Source organism: Parabacteroides distasonis ATCC 8503, assembly GCF_000012845.1.
GTDB lineage: Bacteria > Bacteroidota > Bacteroidia > Bacteroidales > Tannerellaceae > Parabacteroides > Parabacteroides distasonis.
Genome location: NC_009615.1, coordinates 2318579 through 2338913, shown reverse-complemented (window position 1 = coordinate 2338913; position 20335 = coordinate 2318579). Strand labels below are relative to the sequence as shown.

At 52.5% G+C, this 20335-nt stretch carries 19 protein-coding genes; 14 read left to right on the top strand and 5 right to left on the bottom strand.

Annotation, left to right across the window (positions count from 1 at the left end; genetic code table 11):
- Positions 1-11: 11 nt before the first annotated feature.
- The 4 genes from BDI_RS09880 to BDI_RS09870 all read right to left on the bottom strand — a co-directional run bounded on the left by BDI_RS09880 (position 12) and on the right by BDI_RS09870 (position 2868).
- Entirely contained in the window at positions 12-845 is an 834-nt protein-coding gene (locus tag BDI_RS09880; protein WP_011966648.1) for a PepSY-like domain-containing protein, read from the bottom strand.
- A gap of 132 nt (positions 846-977) precedes the next feature.
- A complete protein-coding gene (locus BDI_RS21180; RefSeq protein ID WP_011966647.1) occupies positions 978-1307 on the bottom strand; it encodes a hypothetical protein in 330 nt (109 codons plus the stop codon).
- A gap of 5 nt (positions 1308-1312) precedes the next feature.
- Positions 1313-2143, bottom strand: coding sequence for a hypothetical protein (locus BDI_RS09875; protein WP_011966646.1), 831 nt, complete (start codon positions 2141-2143; stop codon positions 1313-1315).
- The gene (locus BDI_RS09870) at positions 2140-2868 is read right to left on the bottom strand and encodes a hypothetical protein (RefSeq protein ID WP_011966645.1); all 729 of its coding nucleotides are present in this window, start codon (positions 2866-2868) and stop codon (positions 2140-2142) included. Before BDI_RS09870 ends, BDI_RS09875 begins: the two co-directional genes overlap by 4 nt.
- A gap of 280 nt (positions 2869-3148) precedes the next feature.
- Between BDI_RS09870 and BDI_RS09865 the strand changes: the two genes are divergently transcribed.
- From BDI_RS09865 to BDI_RS09830, 8 genes are all read left to right on the top strand, one after another.
- Positions 3149-4393 (top strand): efflux RND transporter periplasmic adaptor subunit, encoded by a 1245-nt coding sequence (locus tag BDI_RS09865; RefSeq protein ID WP_009275788.1) that lies wholly within the window; start codon positions 3149-3151, stop codon positions 4391-4393.
- Positions 4394-4404: 11 nt separating this feature from the next.
- On the top strand, positions 4405-5676 hold the full coding sequence (locus BDI_RS09860) for an ABC transporter permease (RefSeq protein ID WP_011966643.1): 1272 nt from the start codon (positions 4405-4407) through the stop codon (positions 5674-5676).
- A gap of 62 nt (positions 5677-5738) precedes the next feature.
- Entirely contained in the window at positions 5739-7007 is a 1269-nt protein-coding gene (locus BDI_RS09855) for an ABC transporter permease (RefSeq protein WP_005854657.1), read from the top strand.
- 50 nt (positions 7008-7057) lie between these two features.
- Positions 7058-7339 carry a hypothetical protein gene (locus BDI_RS09850; RefSeq protein ID WP_009275791.1) on the top strand — a complete coding sequence of 94 codons (282 nt, stop codon included), beginning with the start codon at positions 7058-7060 and terminating at the stop codon, positions 7337-7339.
- Positions 7329-7679 carry a hypothetical protein gene (locus BDI_RS09845; protein WP_005854661.1) on the top strand — a complete coding sequence of 117 codons (351 nt, stop codon included), beginning with the start codon at positions 7329-7331 and terminating at the stop codon, positions 7677-7679. Before BDI_RS09850 ends, BDI_RS09845 begins: the two co-directional genes overlap by 11 nt.
- Positions 7680-7877: 198 nt before the next feature.
- Positions 7878-9140: an ABC transporter permease gene (locus BDI_RS09840; protein ID WP_008780152.1), complete on the top strand. Its 1263-nt coding sequence runs from the start codon at positions 7878-7880 to the stop codon at positions 9138-9140.
- Positions 9141-9144: 4 nt separating this feature from the next.
- Positions 9145-10416 carry an ABC transporter permease gene (locus BDI_RS09835; protein ID WP_011966642.1) on the top strand — a complete coding sequence of 424 codons (1272 nt, stop codon included), beginning with the start codon at positions 9145-9147 and terminating at the stop codon, positions 10414-10416.
- Positions 10417-10606: 190 nt separating this feature from the next.
- The gene (locus BDI_RS09830) at positions 10607-11272 is read left to right on the top strand and encodes an ABC transporter ATP-binding protein (RefSeq protein WP_005854666.1); all 666 of its coding nucleotides are present in this window, start codon (positions 10607-10609) and stop codon (positions 11270-11272) included.
- 147 nt (positions 11273-11419) lie between these two features.
- Here the strand turns inward: BDI_RS09830 and BDI_RS09825 are convergent, their stop codons facing one another.
- A complete protein-coding gene (locus tag BDI_RS09825) occupies positions 11420-12205 on the bottom strand; it encodes a DNA-binding domain-containing protein (protein WP_011966641.1) in 786 nt (261 codons plus the stop codon).
- A 64-nt stretch (positions 12206-12269) separates the two neighbouring features.
- Between BDI_RS09825 and BDI_RS09820 the strand changes: the two genes are divergently transcribed.
- From BDI_RS09820 to BDI_RS09795, 6 genes are all read left to right on the top strand, one after another.
- A complete protein-coding gene (locus BDI_RS09820; protein WP_008780155.1) occupies positions 12270-13562 on the top strand; it encodes an ABC transporter permease in 1293 nt (430 codons plus the stop codon).
- A gap of 15 nt (positions 13563-13577) precedes the next feature.
- The gene (locus tag BDI_RS09815) at positions 13578-14837 is read left to right on the top strand and encodes an ABC transporter permease (protein WP_008780156.1); all 1260 of its coding nucleotides are present in this window, start codon (positions 13578-13580) and stop codon (positions 14835-14837) included.
- 69 nt (positions 14838-14906) lie between these two features.
- The gene (locus tag BDI_RS09810) at positions 14907-16226 is read left to right on the top strand and encodes an ABC transporter permease (RefSeq protein WP_010183778.1); all 1320 of its coding nucleotides are present in this window, start codon (positions 14907-14909) and stop codon (positions 16224-16226) included.
- 17 nt (positions 16227-16243) lie between these two features.
- A complete protein-coding gene (locus BDI_RS09805) occupies positions 16244-17542 on the top strand; it encodes an ABC transporter permease (RefSeq protein WP_010183776.1) in 1299 nt (432 codons plus the stop codon).
- A gap of 75 nt (positions 17543-17617) precedes the next feature.
- Complete coding sequence (locus BDI_RS09800; protein ID WP_009275797.1) at positions 17618-18907, top strand: ABC transporter permease; 1290 nt, start codon at positions 17618-17620, stop codon at positions 18905-18907.
- Between the two features lie 43 nt (positions 18908-18950).
- On the top strand, positions 18951-20213 hold the full coding sequence (locus BDI_RS09795; protein ID WP_011966639.1) for an ABC transporter permease: 1263 nt from the start codon (positions 18951-18953) through the stop codon (positions 20211-20213).
- Positions 20214-20335 lie beyond the last annotated feature (122 nt).

Sequence of the window (20335 nt, the reverse complement as noted above, 5' to 3'; positions counted from 1 at the left end):
GTGCGGCTTTTTTATACGATATTCCCGAATACATCAAAGGTAATCGTCTTGTCCTGCCCGTTATGTGAAACCTTGAATAGGTAGAAGGTGCCATTGGCATTCAATAACGTATATATGGACTGTACCTTGTCGCTAGCGTAAGCGGAGGATTCGAATCCTTGCATCACGATCTGCGGAACCTCTTGCTCGGACATGGCCCATGTGGTACTTTGCCACCTGTAATCCTTATTCAATTGCGCCACTTTATAAATCTGGTTATCGATCATATCCAGCTCGTAACCTAGGCTGTTCTGTTGGATATCCAGCAACTCGGCGTTGGCGAAAGTGATCTCCATCAGGTTGCTGACCTCTTTCGGGATAACGATCGGTGCGTCATTATTGATCTCATCGTCCACGGCTTTGATCAGGTTTCCATACTGTGAATAATACAGGTCTACTTCGCTATTGGACTGCTCCGCCTCGATCTTGTAAACGATTCCCATATTTAGGCGATTGATGGCGTACGTGTCATCCACGGTCCAATTTGAGTAAAAGCTTTGTTTGAAGGCGGTGGATACCGCTGCCGGTAATTGGGCGAAAGAGATGTCTATCTTCTCCATCATCCATATGCCTTGATCCGTGAACCAAGCTGTTGTCTCGGAGCCGCCGTTGTTGAAATCTACCACATAATAGTTACCTTCGATCTCAAAAACAGGGTTTTTGGCATCGGGATATTTCTCTTGGAAAGCGTTCTCTACCGGTGGAAGAGGGATAATGCCTTGATGATCATCATCATTTTTGCTACAGCCAGAGAAAAAGAGAGTCAGACCGGCTATACAGGTGAATAGAATTAGTCTTGTGTTCATACATTTTGCGTTTATAAGTTTTGGGCATAGAACAACAGGTCTATCGGAAAAGTTTTGAGCGAAATCGATTTAAGTATATTGAATCAAGAACAAGGATCTTGTTTCGACGAGATCCTTGTTCTTGTATAATTGCTACGGATTTACGTTCAAATAATAGGTTGCTGTGCCTATTAAAGAACTTCCATTATACATTGCGCAGGTGATGCGAAGAGATCCACCGTAATGTTGGGAGTTTAGATAGACACTAACATCTAATCGATTACCGGAAGGATAAGTGTACCATCTATCGCATTCTCCATAGAATTCAGCGTTCCAGCTATACGAGGTCGGAGTTCCTGTCTTTGTGTAAGCATATAAAGTCGTCGTGGCATTACCCCCTGGCGCATTGATAGAGGAACTGCCGCTACTATAATCCTCTTGACTCTTCCCTATATAAACAGTCGGCATATCATTTTTTTTCATATATTTTAAGCTTGATGCATCAAAGGGACATGAGCTTTGGGATGCCTCATAAGAGCGTATTCCCCCCATTTGGAGATGAATATATTGGGCGTAGATGTCGTTACGGCAGAGTGATTATCACTAAGATAGGATACTTTGGTTGCGGCACCTGTTGTTGATATATAACTACCATCTAACCAATATACGTTTGTGGGATTAATAGTCCATCCCATCCAAACTGCTGATCCGCCTTCAGTCATATACCAAGCATAGGCATGACAATTGTAAGTGGTTGTTGAACTACTTATTAGAGTTGCTTGTGAATAGGTTGTTGTACAATATTGGTCATGGCTCGCTTTTTGTGAGGCTGATAATTCCTCACTTCTGTAGTAAGTGTCATTAACGAGTGTCCCGTTAGGAGTGTAAACAGTAGCGGCTGCTCCTTGAGCTTTTGTCTCAACATTGAGATTCGGCTCCCAAATCATGTTTAAATTCTCCATAGTGATCCATTCATTGGGGAATTTTTCGATTCGTTCTCCGGAAAGCAAGAATAGTAATTGCCCGCAAGAAGCACAAGAATTCACCCCATCCAAAACGAGAATGTGTTCTTTTCCATCTCCTTGAATAGTAAAGACCCAAGGGTATGGATAGTCTGTTCCCTTGACATGGGAGTGAGCGACAGAATCTACTACATTCACCAACCATTTAGGATATGTTATCTTTCCGTCTTTAATGACAATTTCTGAACTGGATGTCAAGATTTCTTTATCACCTCCTTGCATATTATCCATTTCATTGTCACATGCGTTCAGCGTGAATGCCAGCATGATTATTAAATAGTATAATACTTTTTTCATGATCTCAATTTATTAAAGGTTACAATGTATTGTTTTAATAACTCTTCGATTACATTACTGCCCGTTAGCTTTTCATCGATGGTGAATTGTTTAAATTTGGGCGTAATGGTCTTGTTGTCTATCCGTTCTAGACTTCGACCTAGGAGATAGACTACGGTTTTTAGACCATATTGTCCATAAATATCCGGGTTGTTTTGTTTGTAAAGGAGTCTCTTTACGGCTTCGGAGGAGATCTCTTGCTGTAAAAGATTATTTGTATTAGATAATATCGTCTCATTAGACAGAAGAGCCTCGATTACCATTTGCCGACTAATTTCATTACCTATTTCTATGGAAGTCAACACTCCTGCTTTCAGTAATTCTTGTTTTTTTATCTTCTCAAATAGCAAAGAAGCATTGTCTTTCCTTTTGAATAACTCTTGTAACCCGTTAAAACGTGCGGAAACCTTGCTAATGCCTTCCTGTATTCCATTGTAAGCGAATATGTCGCCTAATAATGGGTAAGCAAGGCAAAGTTCTATAAGCTCTTCTGTTGATACCGTTTTTAATATCTCTGCCGGAATTTGGCAGGCTTTCAGCATATCCTCATGTGTGGATAATGCTTGCCAAGCCTCCGTTCCTGGTTTTATGGGGTAATCCCAACTTTTTATTGATTGTGCGTTCATATCTATCGATATAAACACGAGGAGGAAAATGCTCCAAACGAAAGTTACTGTTTTTTTCATCTCTCTTTAGAATTTAGGGTAAATAATATAAGATTGGTATTCCTTGATTATGGATTTTTCCAAAAATAGTCCTTTTTGTAAAGATAATCAAGTATTTATATGTTAATTATGATTGAATATCTGTAGATTCTCATTGCTGATGTCTTTGTTTTCGTACAAAAGCGGACACAGTGTTCGATATCGGACATCTCTTTTGTTTTATTTCTTCAATAAATCAATCACTTACGTTTTTGGCACGGGGTTTGCTCTTTGGAGGGTGGAAAATAAAAACAAACGAAATATGGACAGAGAGATATCAAAAGAGGTTCGGCAGAAGGAGCAGCGTAAACAGTTTATAAAGCTGGGGGCGGGGATCGGTATTGCCGTTGTCTTGATTGGCGGGGTGATCGGTTTTATGCAAACCAGCCTGCAACGGAAGGACTTGGTTTTTTCAACGGTAGATAAAGGAGTGATCGAGGTTTCCGTTAGCGCATCCGGCAAGGTGGTACCTGCTTTCGAGGAAATCATCAACTCACCGATCAACTCCCGTATCGTCGAGATTTATAAAAAGGGAGGCGATTCCGTGGATGTAGGTACTCCGATCTTGAAACTGGACTTGCTAAGCGCCGAGACGGATTATAAGAAACAATTGGACGAGGAGCAAATGAAACGCCTCCAATTGGATCAACTCCGTATCCAAAACCGCAATAAGCTTTCCGAGATGGAGATGCAATTGAAAGTCTCTCGCATGGAACTGAACCGAAAGGAAGTGGAGTTGCGCAACGAGCGTTATCTGGATAGCCTAGGCGCCGGAACGACCGATAAGGTCCGTCAAGTGGAACTGGACTATAACGTTAGCGTCTTGAAACTGAAAGAGGATGAGCAAAAATATGAGAACGAGAAATCCTTGACGGATGCCGATTATAAAGTGAAAGAACTCGACCTGAACATCTTCCGAAAGAGTCTAGCCGAGACGAAGCGTACCTTGGAAGACGCCCAGATACGCTCTCCCCGCAAGGCGATCCTGACCTACGTGAACAACGAGGTAGGTGCCCAAGTCTCTCAAGGCAGTCGTGTCGCTATCGTCTCCGACTTGTCCCATTTCAAGATAGAGGGGGAGATCGCCGATACCTATGGCGACCGGATCGCCGCCGGTAGCAAGGCCGTCGTAAAGATCGGCAACGATAAACTGGATGGGGTGGTTAGCGATGTTACCCCCTTATCGAAGAACGGCGTGATCTCCTTCACGGTACAGTTGGAGGAGGATAACCATCGCCGCTTGCGCTCCGGTTTGAAGACCGATGTATACGTGATGAATGCGATCAAGGACGATGTGCTGCGTATTTCCAACGCCTCGTTCTACGTCGGGAAAGGAGAGTATGAGTTGTTTGTTGTCAACGGAGACCAATTGATCAAGCGGAAGGTACAGCTGGGAGACAGCAACTTTGAGTATGTAGAAGTAGTAGGTGGCTTGGAACCGGGTGACGAGGTGGTCGTTTCCGATATGACAAGTTTCAAGGAAAAGAATAAACTGAAATTGAAATAACGATTCGAATTATGTATAAGCAGTACATCAAACAAGCGGTTCAAATGCTGCGTGAAAATACGCTCGTAAGCATAATCTCTATTTCGGGAACGGCCCTTGCGATCGCCATGGTGTTGGTGATGGTATTGGTGTTCCAGATTAAATCCACGGGATATGCCCCTGAGTCCAATCGGTCTAGGTTTATGTATGTCTGGGGTACGGAAGTCGGTTCGAAATCCCCCGGAGGATCGGATCGTAATCGTGGAGGCATGTCCAGCGAGGTCGTGAAGGAATGTTTCTATACCTTGCGGAAACCAGAGGCCGTATCCGGCTATTGTAGTGATAGCCATTCCTTGTCATTGCCCAATAGACGGCTCTTCAAGGAGTATGAGATTTGTTATACGGACGCGGGCCATTGGAAAATATTCGACCATCCTTTCGTGGAAGGAGGCCCCTTTAGCGAGGCTGATTTTCAATCCGGTATACCGAAGATGGTGCTGTCGGAACAGGTGGCGACCGATTTGTTCGGAACAGGACAGGCCGTCGGGCGGCAGGTTGTGATGGATTTTATCACTTTCACCGTCTGCGGGGTGGTGCGTGACGTACCTTCTTCATTGATGAGCTCCTACGCTCAGGTATGGATACCCTATAGCAGCAATGAGGCCCTGACCCGTGTAAATGGGGAGTATGGGGAGAATATGGCCGGTTATTTCAGCGTGGCCTTATTGGCTCGTTCCTCTTCCGACTTCGATGCCATACGCTCGGAGCTAGACCAACAGGTCCGTCGCTACAATGACAGCAAGACCGATTATAACGTAGGTTTCCCTTCCGGGCTACTTTCCCAGTTGGATACGGCCATGGGAAGCGGCGCTTTTCAAAAGGTGGACTGGCCTACCTTCTTGGCCGGATCGGGCGCTTTCCTATTCTTCTTGCTCTTGGTACCGGCGCTGAACTTAACGGGCGTGATCCAATCGTCCGTGCAGAAGCGGAAAGAAGAGATCGGTTTGCGTAAGGCTTTCGGGGCTACGGGACAGAATCTTTTGATGCAGATCTTATCGGAGAACTTTGTGCTGACCTTGATCGGCGGCGTGATCGGCATCGGCCTCTCGATGGTCTTGCTGGTGGTAGGGAAGCCTTTCATGTTGAGCGAGAACGTGAGCCTTACGGCGCCTATGCTCGTTAAACCGGGCTTATTTATCTCCGCCCTTATCTTTACGTTCTTGCTGAATATATTAAGCGCCGGGATACCGGCATGGCGTACGACAAGGCAACCGATCGTAGAAGCGTTAAAGGGGAACGAGTGAATCCAATGAATGATGAACAATGAGTTGTCAATTGTCAACTATCAACTATCAACTATCAAATTATGATTAAGCATATATTTAAAATAATATGGGCCCAGCGCAAGAGCAACGGCTGGATACTGGGCGAGTTGGTTATCGTGATGTGCGCCCTTTGGTTTATGATGGATAAGTTATGGGTGGACGTGCGCTGCTATAACGCCCCGATGGGATATGATATCTCGAATACGTGGCGTTTCAAGCTTTCCACGCTCTCGTCGAACGCCCCGGGTTATGTGCCCGACTCACTTTACGACTCGAACGCAACACAGGATTTGTTGAAGCTTATGGAACGTATCCGCCAAGAGCAGGAGGTCGAGGAGGTATGTGTTACGTATTGGTCCATGCCTTATTCAAACGGAAGTTCGTGGGGGACGCTCCTTCCCTTGGGCGCTGATACCTCGAAGGCGGTAGGACAGAACTACCACAAGCTGAAAGTATCCCCTTCTTATTTCGATGTATTCCGTATGAAGGATAAGGAGGGCCGTGCTATTACCCCGTTGGTGGAGAACGCTTACCGTCCGCTCGTCATAACGGCGGAGGCGGAAGATTTCTTCTTCGGGGGGCAGTCCGCCATAGGCCGGCAGATCTCGGAGAATGACGACCTTTCCGAGCCTTTCACGATCGCCGCCGTGCTTCCTACCTTCCGTAGCAATGACTTCGACCGCCCGGAGAACTGCGCTTTCACGATATTGAAAGGTGAGTCATTGCAGGAGTTCGTGAAGAATTTCGGCGTAAGGAGCGCTGAACTATCGGTACGTACGAAACGCCCGATGACCGAGGATGAGATGTACGCTTTCTTGGAGAAAACAGCGGATCGGATGACGGTAAATAACACCTTCGTCCACGGTGTCACCCTCCTTGCCGACCAGCGTGATGACCAACTCCGGTTTACCAAGAACGAGAACAGCAAGAAACTCTCCATGATGGCCTTCCTGCTCGTGAACGTATTCTTCGGTATCGTAGGCACGTTCTGGTTGCGTACCGAGCGGCGGCGTAGCGAGATCGGTCTCCGCATGGCGATCGGTTCCAGCCGGGGCAGGCTGGGCGAGTACATGTATCTGGAAGGTCTGGGCCTCTTGGCGATCACTGTGCCGATCCTACTGGTCTTCGTCTTCAATATGGCCTTTTTGGATAAGCTGGATTCCTACCGCGAGCCCCTCTCCATCCTCCGCTTTCTAGTAACCCTCAGCGTCTCCTACCTCCTGATGGCCGGCATGATCTGCATGGGAATCTGGTTCCCTGTCCGCAAGGCGGTAAAGATGGCTCCGGCGGAGGCGTTGCATTACGAATAAATTGTCTATCTTTGCGTCTGTCAATTCATTAATGAGAAAGGAGCAAGCGTATGACAGCTATAGAATTAAAAATGTCGTTACTGCAAGAGGTGATGTCCTTGGAGGATGAGAAGTTGATCAAGAAGGCCCTCAACAGCGTCCGCCGTATGAAGATGGCTGCTTTCGGTAAGGCCACCCCGGTAGAGAAGTCGGCAGACGATTACGTGGAGCCTACCAAGGAGGAGATCTTGGCGGGGCTAAGGAACGCCCTGCAAGACGTGAAGGATTTGCGTGAGGGCAAGGATGTGGGGCATAAGTTTAGAGACTTGAGTGAGTTGCTCAATGAGGTATAGGATAAAAACCCATCAAGACTTCGATAAAGAGTTCAAACGTCTCTGTAAGAAGTATAGCTCATTGAAGGCTGATTTATCGGCTTTGGGTAAGTCTTTGAGCGAGAACCCTGATCAAGGGACGAGCTTAGGCAAAGGCGTTCGCAAGGTACGCATGGCCATCGCCTCCAAAGGAAAAGGAAAGAGCCATGGGGCGAGAGTGATTACTTACACGGAGGCCATTGTCTGCGCAGATAATGAGGGTACGGTTATTCTCCTCACGATCTACGATAAGGCCGACCGTGACTCCATTTCGGCAGCCGAGATCGATGAACTGCTGAGATCCTTACGTTGGGAATTATAAAATCTGAAACTGTCCATAATCGCTGTCCGATAACGAATCAAGTGTTCGTTATCGGACAGCTTTTTTTACGGGGTGATGTTAGGAATCAAGTGGTTACGTTTTTGGCACGTTATTTGCCTCCGTAGGGGCACAAAGTCGGATGATAACAAACAATCGCTGTTTTAGTCGGGTAATAGATAATTTATAATACAAAAGTTTATGATAAAGCAATACATTAAACAAGCGTTGAGGATGATCGGGGAGAACAAGCTGTTGAGCGTGATCTCGATACTCGGTACCGCCTTGGCCATTTGCATGATCATGGTGATCGTCATCCTGTATGTCGTGAATACGGCGAGTTTCAAGCCGGAGGTAAACCGTGGCCGCACCTGCTACATAACGACCGTCATGAGCAATGGCAAGGATGATAACCGGCGCATCTCCTACTCGTCGTTGGGACTGCCCTTGGTGAAGGAATGCTGCTATCCGCTGAAAGGGGCGGAGGCCGTTACCGCCATCAACATGGATCGCTATAGGCCGTTGACCGCCTCGTCCATGGACGGGCTTAAGAATCGGACGAGTTACATCTCTTATACGGATACCGCCTTCTGGAAGATTTTCCAGTTCGATTTCCAGCAAGGAGGCCCCTTCAGCCCGGCGGCTTTCACGAGCGGTATCCGCGACGCCGTGATCAGCGAGAGCGTGGCCTTGGCCCTTTTCGGCACGGACCAAGTCGTGGGGCGGGAGATGAAGCTCGATTTCATCGTCTACAATATCTGCGGGGTCGTGAAGGACGTATCCCGGTTCGCCTCGAAAGCGTGGGCGGAGGTCTGGATCCCTTACACGGTGCGGGACGACGGGGGATACCAAGAGGGCATCAACGGCTCGTATAGCTGTTGCGTCCTGCTGAGACCGGGCGTCACGAGAGAGGAGTTGAGGACCGAGGCGCTGCGGAAGGTCGAGGAGTTCAACGCCAAGACCCGGGATGTCAAGGCCGATATCCTTCACCAGCCCTCCACCCAGATCGAGGAATGGATCGGCGGCGGTAGCGAGTTCGGGGCGAACCTCTTCTACCTCTACGTTCGTTACGGTATCATCCTTTTCATCCTCCTGCTGGTTCCGGCCTTGAACCTATCGGGCATCACCCTGTCGAGGATGCGCCGCCGGATGGCCGAGCTTGGCGTACGCCGGGCTTTCGGGGCCACGCAAGGCACCATCCTCTGGCAAGTGCTGTCCGAGAACATGGTCTTGACCCTGCTCGGCGGACTGCTGGGATTGGCGATGTCGTACGGCGCCATGTTGTTGCTGAGGGACTGGTTGCTGGTCACCTCGCTGGGGAAGACGGGGCTTTCCACCGGGATGTTTAACGGGGCGGTCTTTATCGCCGCCTTCCTGTTCTGCCTCGTGCTGAACCTGTTTTCCGCCGGCCTCCCGGCTTGGCGAATGTCAAGATTGAATATTACGGACTCTATAAATGGTTGACGCTATGTATAAGATGATTCTAAAACAACTCTGGAACGAGCGCAAGGGGAACTTGTTTATCTGGTTGGAAATGCTCGTGGTCTCTATCTTCCTGTGGTACGCGGCGGACGCCTTGTTCGTGATGTACAGACTCTACTCGCAGCCCTTGGGCTTTAACATCGAGCATACGTATCATGTGAGTTTCGGCGTGATCCCGGAGGAAAGCCCCGATTATGACACGACCTCCGTGCATAGCGAGCGGGGAGGCGGGGATTACCTGACCTTGATGGACCGCATCCGCCGGAACCCCTCCGTGGAATCAATCTGTTTCACCACCGGCGTGCATTTTCATTACCGGGGATCGAATCAATACGCCACGTTCCGGAAGGACTCGTTGATCCGTAATGGCTTCGTGCGCTTCGTCTCGCCCACCTATTTCGAGGTGTTCGGCGTGAAGACGGCAGAAGGCGGTTCCCCCTCGGAGTTGGTGGATGCCCTGCGCGACAACCAAGTGGTGGTGACGGGCCGTGTAGCCGATGACTTCTTCGGTAACCCGGCGGCGGCCGTGCGCCAAGAGATCTATATCACCGACCAAGGCTCTCGTGATAGCGTGGCCTACCGTATCGGTGGTGTCTGCGAGAAACAACGTTACTGCGAGTTCACCGGTTATGATTACGCCTACTATAAGCTGGTGGACGAGAACAAGGTGGCCGAGGAGGGCGATTGGGTCGGAGAGGGCCTGAACACCTTCATCCGGGTGAAGCCCGGTGCGGACGGCGCCGCTTTCGCCACCAACTTCCGGAAGGAGATGGAGCAGCAATTGTGCGTGGGCAATATCTATCTGAAGGATGTTTTCCCGATGTCCCATTACCGGGACCAGTTCCTTGAGCGTTGGTTGGATCAAGTCCGCCTTTACGTGGCGGGCATCGCCTTCTTCCTGCTGAATGTCCTGCTCGGCGTGGTGGGAACCTTCTGGTATCGTACGCAACAAAGGAGCGCCGAGATCGGCCTCCGTATGGCGATGGGAGCCACCCGCAAGGGCATATTCTGGCAATTGGTGAAGGAGGGCTTGGCGCTACTCACCATCGCTTTCATCCCCTCTACCGTCATCTTCGCCAACCTGCTGCATATGGAGGTGACGCAAGGCTCGGAGATACCGCCCGACATGGCCTCACGCCTGTTGTTCGGTTTCGTCTTCTCGTATGCGGTGATGGCTGCGATGATTGTCGTGGGAATCAGTTTTCCGTCTTACCGGGCCATGCGGATGCATCCGGCGGACGCCTTGCGGCAGGAATGATCAGACACGGACATCTGTGTTCGGGAATGAACCGACTGTTCGATAATGGACAGTGCTTTTTCAGGAAGATGCCATGGAATCAATGAGATACGTTTCTGGCACGTAATTTGCTTTTAGGTGGCAAAGCCTAGCGATAGCAAGAGTTTAACAATAACAAGAGTCAAACAATAACAATTAAAATATTACAGTCATGATCAAACTAACGAATTTACAGAAGATTTACCGTACGAAAGAGATAGAGACAGTCGCGTTGGAAAACGTGAACCTAGAGGTGCAGCAAGGCGAGTTCCTCAGCATTATGGGGCCTTCCGGATGCGGGAAGTCCACCTTATTGAACATCATGGGCCTGCTGGACCTTCCTACCTCCGGCACGGTCGAGATCAACGGAGTAAACACGGTAGGCATGAGCGACAAGGAGTTGGCCGCTTTCCGTAACAAGCAGTTGGGTTTCGTCTTCCAGAGCTTCCACTTGATCAATTCCCTGAACGTGCTGGACAACGTGGAGCTGCCACTTCTCTACCGCAAGGTATCCTCCTCGGAGCGCCGCAAGCTGGCCGAGGCCGTGCTAGAGAAGGTCGGCCTGAGCCACCGTATGCGCCATTTTCCGACGCAGCTCTCCGGCGGTCAATGCCAGCGTGTGGCCATCGCCCGTGCGATCGTAGGTAACCCCGACATCATCCTCGCCGATGAGCCGACCGGTAACTTGGACTCCAAGATGGGTATCGAGGTCATGGACCTGCTCCACCAACTCAACAAGGAGGACGGCCGCACCATCGTAATGGTAACCCACAACGAGGCGCAAGCCAAGCAAACCAGCCGCACCGTGCGCTTCTTCGACGGAAGGCAGGTGCAGTAAGGGGCGGATCTAGGACACTACTGCTCGCATCACTCATGATAGCTATCATGAGTTAATCATGAAAGCTATCATGAATCGTTCATGAAAGTTATCATGTGTCGCTCATGAAAGCTGTCATGTGTGATACGAGCAGGGAAGGCTCGGGAGCTATCTCACTAGGAAGGTGAGTGTTCCATAGCGGGGTTGCTTGTATGGACGCGAGTTGGGTGTGTATTGCGTCACCACCTCCGCCACCCACTCGCCGTCGGTGAAAGCGAAGCCGGGCGTGAAGCAAAGTCGTTTGCCGGTATTGATAAACACCTCGGAGGGCGGGTAGAAGTGTTCTTCCGAGCCGTCGGGGCGGTGCAGGTAGAGACCCACGCGGGGATCGTCGCCCATCAGTTTCAGCCGGTCGCCATAGATGGAGATGAAGTGGTGCTCACCTGCCGGAAGCTGGTTGTAAGGCTCGTCGCTGTCGGGCGTGCGAGGCTGGATGCGGAGGCTGACGTAAGCGGGACGGGGCTGGGAGTTGTAATCCAGTTGGTAGGTCTCGTTCACGGCACGCAAGTTTGCCACCCGTTGTTTCAGCTCCGGCGCGGGGCGCAGGCGTGGGGCGAGCGTATGGCGGTTGGGGTCGAACTTCTCGTACAGGCTCTCGAAAGGCCCGTTCACGGTCAGTTCCGTCCGCCCGAAGCCGAAGTCCACGTTGTAGCCCTCCTCGATGGCGTCGTAGATCTCCCGCTTGAGGAGGTTGAAGGTGGTGATGAGCGTCTCCTTGCGATACTCGCTCCGTTTGTCTACGACACGGGCGGCGATGTCATCGATGCTGAGCGTACGTTGCCATACGACGCTTCCCTTGTAGCTCGCGTTACCGGGCAGGTGGCTCTTGCTGACGCGGAGGCTCAGCTTGCGAAACGGCTTGGGCAGCTCCGACTTAGGTAATTCTTTATCCATGATCTCGTGGTTTAATGAATGATTAAGTGGCAAAGATAAGAAAGATAACGTGAATCGAATGAGTATGTACAAGATCTACATAAAGCAAGCATGGGCCTTGATCCGGCAGGAGCGCTTCTTCAGCTCGGTCTACATCGTAGGCACGGGGCTGGCCATCTCTATGGTAATGGCGCTGGCGGTGGCCTACCATATACGTACGGCGAATATCGCCCCCGAGGTGCATCGGGACCGGATGTGCTACCTCTCGAACGTGACATACAAGTTGAATGGCACGAAGAGCAATTACAAGGCGGCTTGCGGCCCTCGCCTCGTCAAGGAGGTGATCGGTAATCTCCGCGTCCCGGAGGACGTGGCGGTGACCACCAACTCCTTCATGATGCCTTTCTCTTATGGTGACGCTTTCATGCGACTGCCCGGTGGAGACGAGTCTCCCAAGGTGAGGTTGAAAGGCTGCGACGACGGCTTCTGGCGTGTCTACCGCTTCGATTTCGTGGAGGGGCGGCCCTTCACCGAGGCCGAGTTCCTCTCCGGCATGCCCCGTGCGGTGCTGTGCCGCTCGTTGGCCGGCCGGCTGTTTGGGCACGAGGCGGCGGCGGGGCAGACGATCTTGCTGAACGGCTTGGAGTATACCGTGAGCGGTGTTGTGGACGACGTCTCCGGCATAACCGCCGATGTCTACGCCGAGGCGTGGGTCACTTATTCCTCCCTCTCCGTCGCCATGGACCATGCCTTGGGCGAGCGTGACGGGGCCGTCGGCCTGCTGGAGGCAAATATCCTGCTTGCCGACGCGTCCGACCTGCCGGCTCTCTCGGAGGAACTGCGGCGGGAGGTGAGGCGCTATAATAGCGGGCTGTCCGAAGGGCAGGTGGTATGCGAGGAGCCCTTGAGCTATGCCGACAATCTCCTTTCCGGATTGTTCGGCCCCGAGACCTACATCGTGCTTGGGATGGCGCTCCTCCTTTTCTTGTTGGTACCGGCGCTGAACCTTTCCGGGATGAACGCATCGAGAATACAAGAGCGTGTCGGCGAGCTGGGTATCCGCAAGGCGTTCGGGGCGACGAAGGCTACGCTGATGGGGCAGGTCTTCGTGGAGAATATGGTGCTGATGCTGCCCGGGGGCGTGGCGGGGCTGCTCTTCTCCTACGTGCTGGTGTTCATCTTCCGTAACGCCCTCCTCGTGCCTGGGTTCAATCTTCTGGGGACGAGCGGGGATGTCTTCCTCTCGCCGGGGATGCTGCTCAATATGTCGGTCTTCGCGTACGCCTTCGGGGTTTGCGTCGCATTGAACCTGCTTTCCTCGATGCTGCCCGCTTGGAGGATCGTGAGGGGGAATATAACGGATGCGTTGAATGGATAAATAGGAGATACGGTTATGATAATACATATATTGAAACTGATAAGGTCCCGCATGGGGGGCAGCGGATGGATACTGGCCGAGTTGCTGGTGGTGTTCGTGGTGATCTGGTTCATGACCAGCTACTTCTTGATGATGGGTAAGTCGTGGTATGAGCCGGTGGGCTACGACCTCGAGGGCGTCTACCATGCGGTATTGGCCGTCCGTCCCTCCAACAGTCCCTCGTTCGTTACCTACGAGGAGGGCGGCGATGAGGCTGCGCGCGACGTGGAGCGTATCGTGGAACGCCTCCGGGGGCATGCCGACGTGGAGGCCGTGGCGCTCTCCGTCTCTTCCTTGCCCTATACCCTTTCTTGGTCGGGAAGCCGGGTGACGAGGGATTCCGTCAGCGTAAGCGTACGGCTGATGACCGTCTCGCCGGACTACTTCCGTGTGTTTGGCATCCGTCCCGCCTCGGGCGAAAGCCCGGAGAGGCTGGGCGAGGCTCTGTCCGGGACAAGGGAAGGCAGGGATCGGGTGATATCGGCGGAGTTGGCGAGGCGGCTATATGGCACGACCGACGCTATCGGGGCCGATATCTACCTGCATGGTGATACCCTTCCCGGACACGTGGTGGCGGTGACAGGGCCGGTCCGCAATGACGAGTTCGACCGCCGGAAGCAATGTATCCTCTTCTCCTTGCTCGACCTGCGGGAGCTTAACGATCTTACACAGGTGCAGATAACCTTCCGCCTTCGCCCTTCCGTGGCTACGGCCGGTTACGCCGATCGGTTCCTGAAAGCGATGAAGCGTCAATTGATGGTGGGCAACTTCTGGGTGTCGGAGGTGCGAGCCTACCCCGACGTGCGATCCTCTTATCTGGAGAACTCGATCGAGAGTAACGCCCAGCGGATCGTCTCCGCTCTGGGCCTGTTCCTGCTCACGAACGTGTTCCTCGCGGTGATCGGCACGTTCTGGTTTCACGTGAGCCGCCGCCGTGCGGAGCTGGGCTTGCGTATGGCGATGGGTTCCACGCGTGCCTCCATCTTGGGCTTGGTGATGGGGGAGGGCTTGATGTTGCTGACGATCGCCACCGTCCCGGCCCTGTTGATTTGCGTGAATCTGGCCTGGATTGACTTGATGCCGCCCGGCTTGGTAGAATCCAAGGTAGGCTGCTTCCTGATCAACTCCCTGCTGACTTGGCTGATCTTGGCGCTCATCATCAGCCTTGCCACTTGGTATCCGGCCCGCAAAGCCTCCAGCTTGGAACCCGCCGATGCCCTGCGCTATGACGGATAACAGATAACACCCGGTTGTAGAGACGGGGCGTGCCCCGTCTCTCACCGACTGATAGAATATTTAAATGGAATGAATATGTATAAGATCTACTTAAAACAAGCATGGGCCCTGATCCGGCAAGAACGGCTGTTCAGCTCGGTCTATATCGTGGGGACGGGATTGGCGATCTCGCTGGTGATGGTGCTGTCCATCGTGTTTTACGTGAAAATGGCCTCTATTTATCCGGAGATGGACCGGGACCGGTTGCTGACCGTGAAGAGCGCTGCGCTGAAGAATGAGAAAGGGGGCACGAGCAGTGGCCCGGTATCGCCCCGCTTCGTGGAAGAGTGCCTTGCGGGGGTGCCCGGCTTGGAGGCGTTGGCGCTATGTTGCGATGACGCCGCCTCCGCTTTCGTGCAGCCGGTGGGCAGTCCCGTGCAGATACCGGTCATGAAGATGGGGGTAAACGATGGGTTCTGGAAAGTGTTCTCCTTCCGTTTCCTGGAGGGCAAGCCTTTCACCGAGGCCGATTTCCGGTCGGGGATGCCCGTGGCGGTAATCGCCCGCTCACTGGCCAAGAGGCTTTATGGAGAAGGTAGTGCCGTGGGGCAGACCTTGAGCCTCGACTTTACCTCATTTCGTGTGGTGGGCGTGGTGGATGACGTATCTTACCTGATGGATCGGGTTTTCTCGCAGGTCTGGTACCCATATACCCAAGTGCCCGACTTCGAGGAGCGGGTCCGATACTCGGAGGTGCGTATGCCCGGGCTAGGCCCCTTGAAGGTCTATATGCTCGTGAAGGACAAGGCCGATATCGGCAAGGTGCGGGAGGCGGTGGCGGATAACGTGCGTCGCTTCAACCAATCGTTGAACGTGGATGGTAAACGTGAGTTCTCCCTTCTTGGGCAGCCGGATCGCCATTGGGAGAGTATCTTCCGGTATTGGTCGAACGTGGAGCCGGATATCGTGGGAGACTTGAGCCGTTATGGGGTGATTTTCCTGCTCCTGCTGCTCGTCCCCGCCGTCAGCCTCTCGGGCATGGCCGATTCCCGTATGGAGCGGCGTCTGGGCGAGCTGGGCGTGCGGCGTGCTTTCGGGGCTCCCAAGGGGGCGTTGATCGGGCAGGTCTTGATGGAGAACTTCCTGTATACGCTGCTGGGCGGCTTGGTGGGACTCCTGTTCTCCTTCCTGTTGGTGACGTTCGCCAGTTCGTGGGTCTTCAAGATCGGCAACGGCTTCTCGGATGCCGCCCCGGATGGTGTGGACGTATCGCTCTCCATGGGGATGCTGTTCAACCCGTGGGTCTTCTTGATCGCCTTGTGCGTATGTTCCCTGTTAAACCTGATGTCGGCGTTGTGGCCCGCTTGGCGTGCGTCAAGGCGACCTATCGTTGATTCGTTGAACGCTTAAATGGAGGGAAGAAAGATATGTGGAAAATAACTTGGATACAATTGATGAACCGCTGGCGTAGCAACGTGTGGGTGTGTGTGGAGTTGCTGCTCGCCTTTTGCCTAGCGTGGTACATGGTGGATTACTTCTTCGTGGAGATCTATAACCGTAGCCTCCCCTCCGGACGTGGCTACGCGAATGTCTGGCAGGTAGAAATGGGCCTCTTGCCGGAAACCTCCCCCGACTATCGAGCCGCCGAGAGCGACTCGATCGCCATGCTGGGAAATTATGAGCGGATAAAAGACCGCTTGCGTGATTATCCGGGAGTGCAGGCGATGGGCGCGGCCTCGGGCTGTTACTCCACGCCTTATACGGGCTGTTATTACGGTATCGGTTTGGCGAACGCGGCCGATACGAGTAAGCGGGAAGCGGTCATGAGGTATGAGATAGATCCTACCACGGATTTCCTGTCGGTCTTCAACCATTCGTACGCCAAAGACGGCCGTCCGGTATCTACATCCGATTTTGATTGGGGAGACCCCCGCGCTATAGTAACCACCCGGATGGTGGAGCGAAAGGTATTTGGAGAGGCATCCGCCGTTGGGCGTGAGGTGAAAGACCCTTTCGACGAGGAGGGCCCGACTTATATCGTAAAGGGCGTATTAGAGGATATCAAGCGTTTTGACAATAGCCTACCCCAAGGTGCCGCCTTCTTGGCGATCCGTCCCTCGGCGGAGGAGATCCCCGAGATGAATTATTTCATACGGATCGATCCTGCCGTGGCAGGCCCTCGTTTCGCCGATACGTTCCGGGAGAAGATGAGCCGTGAGCTTCGGGTGGGGAACTTCTACCTGAAACGCCTGACCTCCTATGAACGGATCAAGGCCGATACCGATTATTCCTTTGGCATTACCTACGATTACCGGGTCCGTATGGCGTTGATGGCCTTCTTGGGACTGAATATCCTGCTTTGCGTGATGGGTACGTTCTGGTACCGGGTGCGGATGCGCCGGGGAGAGATCGGGTTGCGCATGGCGATCGGTTCGCCCCGTGAAGAGATACGTAGCCAGATGGCTCGTGAGGGCATATGCCTGTTACTCATGGCTACCCCGCTCGCTTTGTTGATAGAGGCTCAATTCGTGATGGTCGGCTTCTTGGACATCCCCAAAGGGACCTTGCCGGAGCATTACTGGCCGGCGATCCTGCCGCTCCGTTTCTTGCTGGTGAATATCTTGACATGGATACTGCTGGCTATCGTCATCCTGCTTGCCGTCTGGCTCCCCGCCAGCAAGGCCGCCGAGATGGAGCCGGCCGAGGCGCTGCGGTATGACGGATAACAGATAATACCCGGTTGTAGAGACGGGGCGTGCCCCGTCTCCCACCGACTGATAGTATAATTAAATTGAATAAATATGTACAAGATCTATTTGAAACAAGCCTGGGCCTTATTGAAAGAGAACAAGCTCCTTTCCGGAGTCTCTATCTTCGGTACGGCCTTGGCGATTTGCATGATCATGGTGATCGTGATCGTATGGCAGATGCGTACCGCCAATTACTCACCGGAAGACAATCGGGACCGGATGATGTACGTCAGTGATACCCGTGCCTCCTACAAAGAGAACGAATCTTATAACGACTGCTACCTTCTCGCTTCCCGGGTGGTGAAAGATTGTTTCTATCCCTTGCGCTCTGCCGAGAAGGTAGGCATGGCGTATCATGGCGTGCAACGCTTGGCGGCAGTGGCGGATCATACGGTGGAGTTCAAGTGCGACGTGACCTTTACGGACGCGGCGTTCTGGAATATCTTCAACTTTCGTTTCCTCTCTGGTAAGCCTTATGGCGAGGAAGAAGTACAAAGTGGCATCATGGATGCTGTGGTAAGCGAGTCCGTGGCACGTCGGCTCTATGGCACGACCGAGGTCGTAGGCCGTACCGTCGAGATCAGCTACGTGCCCTATACCATCCGTGCCGTCGTGCGGGATGTCTCCCTGCTGGCCGAGTCTGCCTATGGCGATGTCTGGTTGCCTTATACCACCGACAATTCCCTGTATGATAATGGTTCCGACCGTCTCGTCGGGGGCTTCCGTTGTTATATCCTCGCAAGTTCGTCCGCCGACTTTGATGCGATCCACTCCGAGGCTGAGGCGAATATCGCTCGCCTTAACGAATCACAAAGCACGCACCTACTGAAAATTGGAGGAGGACCTGATACCCATTTGGGCGATTTGGCTCGCGAGGATGCTTTCTCTGAGCCGAATGTACGGGAACTGGTCATGAAATATGTTATCATCGTTCTTGTCCTTTTGCTGATCCCTGCCATCAACATGAGCGGTATCACGCAAAGCCGGATGCGTAAACGTATGGCGGAGATCGGGGTGAGGAAGGCGTTCGGGGCGACACGCTCGGAATTACTGACGCAGGTACTCTACGAGAATCTGTTGCAGACCTTGCTGGGAGGTGTGTTAGGTCTGTTTTTCTCATACGCCTCCGTATTGCTCTTGTCCGATTGGTTGCTAGATACGGGCACGGCATCGATGGGTATCGGTCGCACCTTCGTCAATGCGGAGATGATGTTCAATCCATTGATCTTCCTTTACGCGTTCCTTGCTTGTCTTGCGTTGAACCTGCTGAGCGCCGGCATCCCGGCTTGGCGAGCCTCAAGGATGCGTATCATCTCGGCTCTCAACGAGAATGTTCATTAATCTCCTGCGTTGGATGATAGCTATACTAAAATAATAGAAAGATATGATACAACATTTATTACAATTGATCTGGAACCAGCGCAAGCAAAACGCTTGGTTGTGGGCTGAGTTATTGCTGGTCTCGGTCTTCCTTTGGTTCCTTGTGGACTACCTGTATGTGATGGGGCGCACGTATACGGCTCCTCTGGGCTTCGATATCCGGCATACGTACAGCATCGTGATCAGTAGCCTTTCGGAAAGAAGCCCGGATTATATCCCGAAGGAGAAGCGGGAGCGGCCGGATGGTGTTCATCTGCTGACGGCGTTGGATCGCATCCGCACCTATCCCGGCGTGGAATCGGCCTGCCTTACGGATGGGGGGATGCCTTATTATATGGGAAGCCGTAACCTCGTTTGGCGGATTGATACATTGCAGGTGCCCTGCCGCTATGCTTTCGTCACCCCGGAGTTCTTCGACGTGTTCCGTATCTATGATAAGGACGGCAAGACGGCTTCCTTGAAACGGGCCATCGAGGATAACAACTCCATCGTAATCTCCGCCGACGTGGAGACGATGAATCCCGGCCTTTCCCTACTCGGGCAAAAGGCGTACCGGGGGAATGTGACCGACGAGATCGAGGAGACGATCCGTGGTATCAGCGTCCCCATCCGCCGTCATGAGTACACCAAGGCGGAACCCAACGTCTATAGGGCCCTGCGGCTAAGCCGGATGGAGGAAGGATACTATGAGGGGATGATAGATGCCGTGCGACTCTGCGTACGTGTCCGTCCGGATGTCGATAATGCTGATTTCCCCGCACGCTTCCGCAAGGATATGGCCGAACAGCTTCGGCTAGGCAACCTCTATCTGCTAGACGTACAGCCCTTGTCATATATTCGCGACGGTTATATCCGTTCGATCGGCGTAGAGAACGAGGTGAAAACCCGTGTGGCGGTAGCCTGCTTCCTATTGGCGAATATATTCCTCGGCATCATCGGTACCTTCTGGTTCCGTACGGAATATCGCAAAGGCGAGATGGGGCTTAGGATGGCCTTAGGCTCTACCCGCCGTCAGTTGAACTCGATCATGGTGGGAGAGGGTGTCCTATTGCTGGTCTTGGCGTTCATCCCGTCCTTACTCATCAGCTTCAACATCGCCCATATGGATTTGATAGATACCTATCAGCTTCCGTTCACGTGGCTGCGCTTCGCGATTTGCGGAGGGATTACGTTTGTCTTGATCGTCCTCATGATCATCTGTGGCGTATGGTATCCCGCCCGCTCGACAGCTCGCTTGGAGCCGGCGGAGGCTCTGCATTACGAGTGATCAGGGTAGCTAGCCTGCTTTCGGGAGTGTCCGATAACGAGCCAGATGTTCGTTATCGGACACTTTTTTATGATATGGCTGTTGATATACAGCTGCTTACATCTTTGGCACAGCATTTGCTA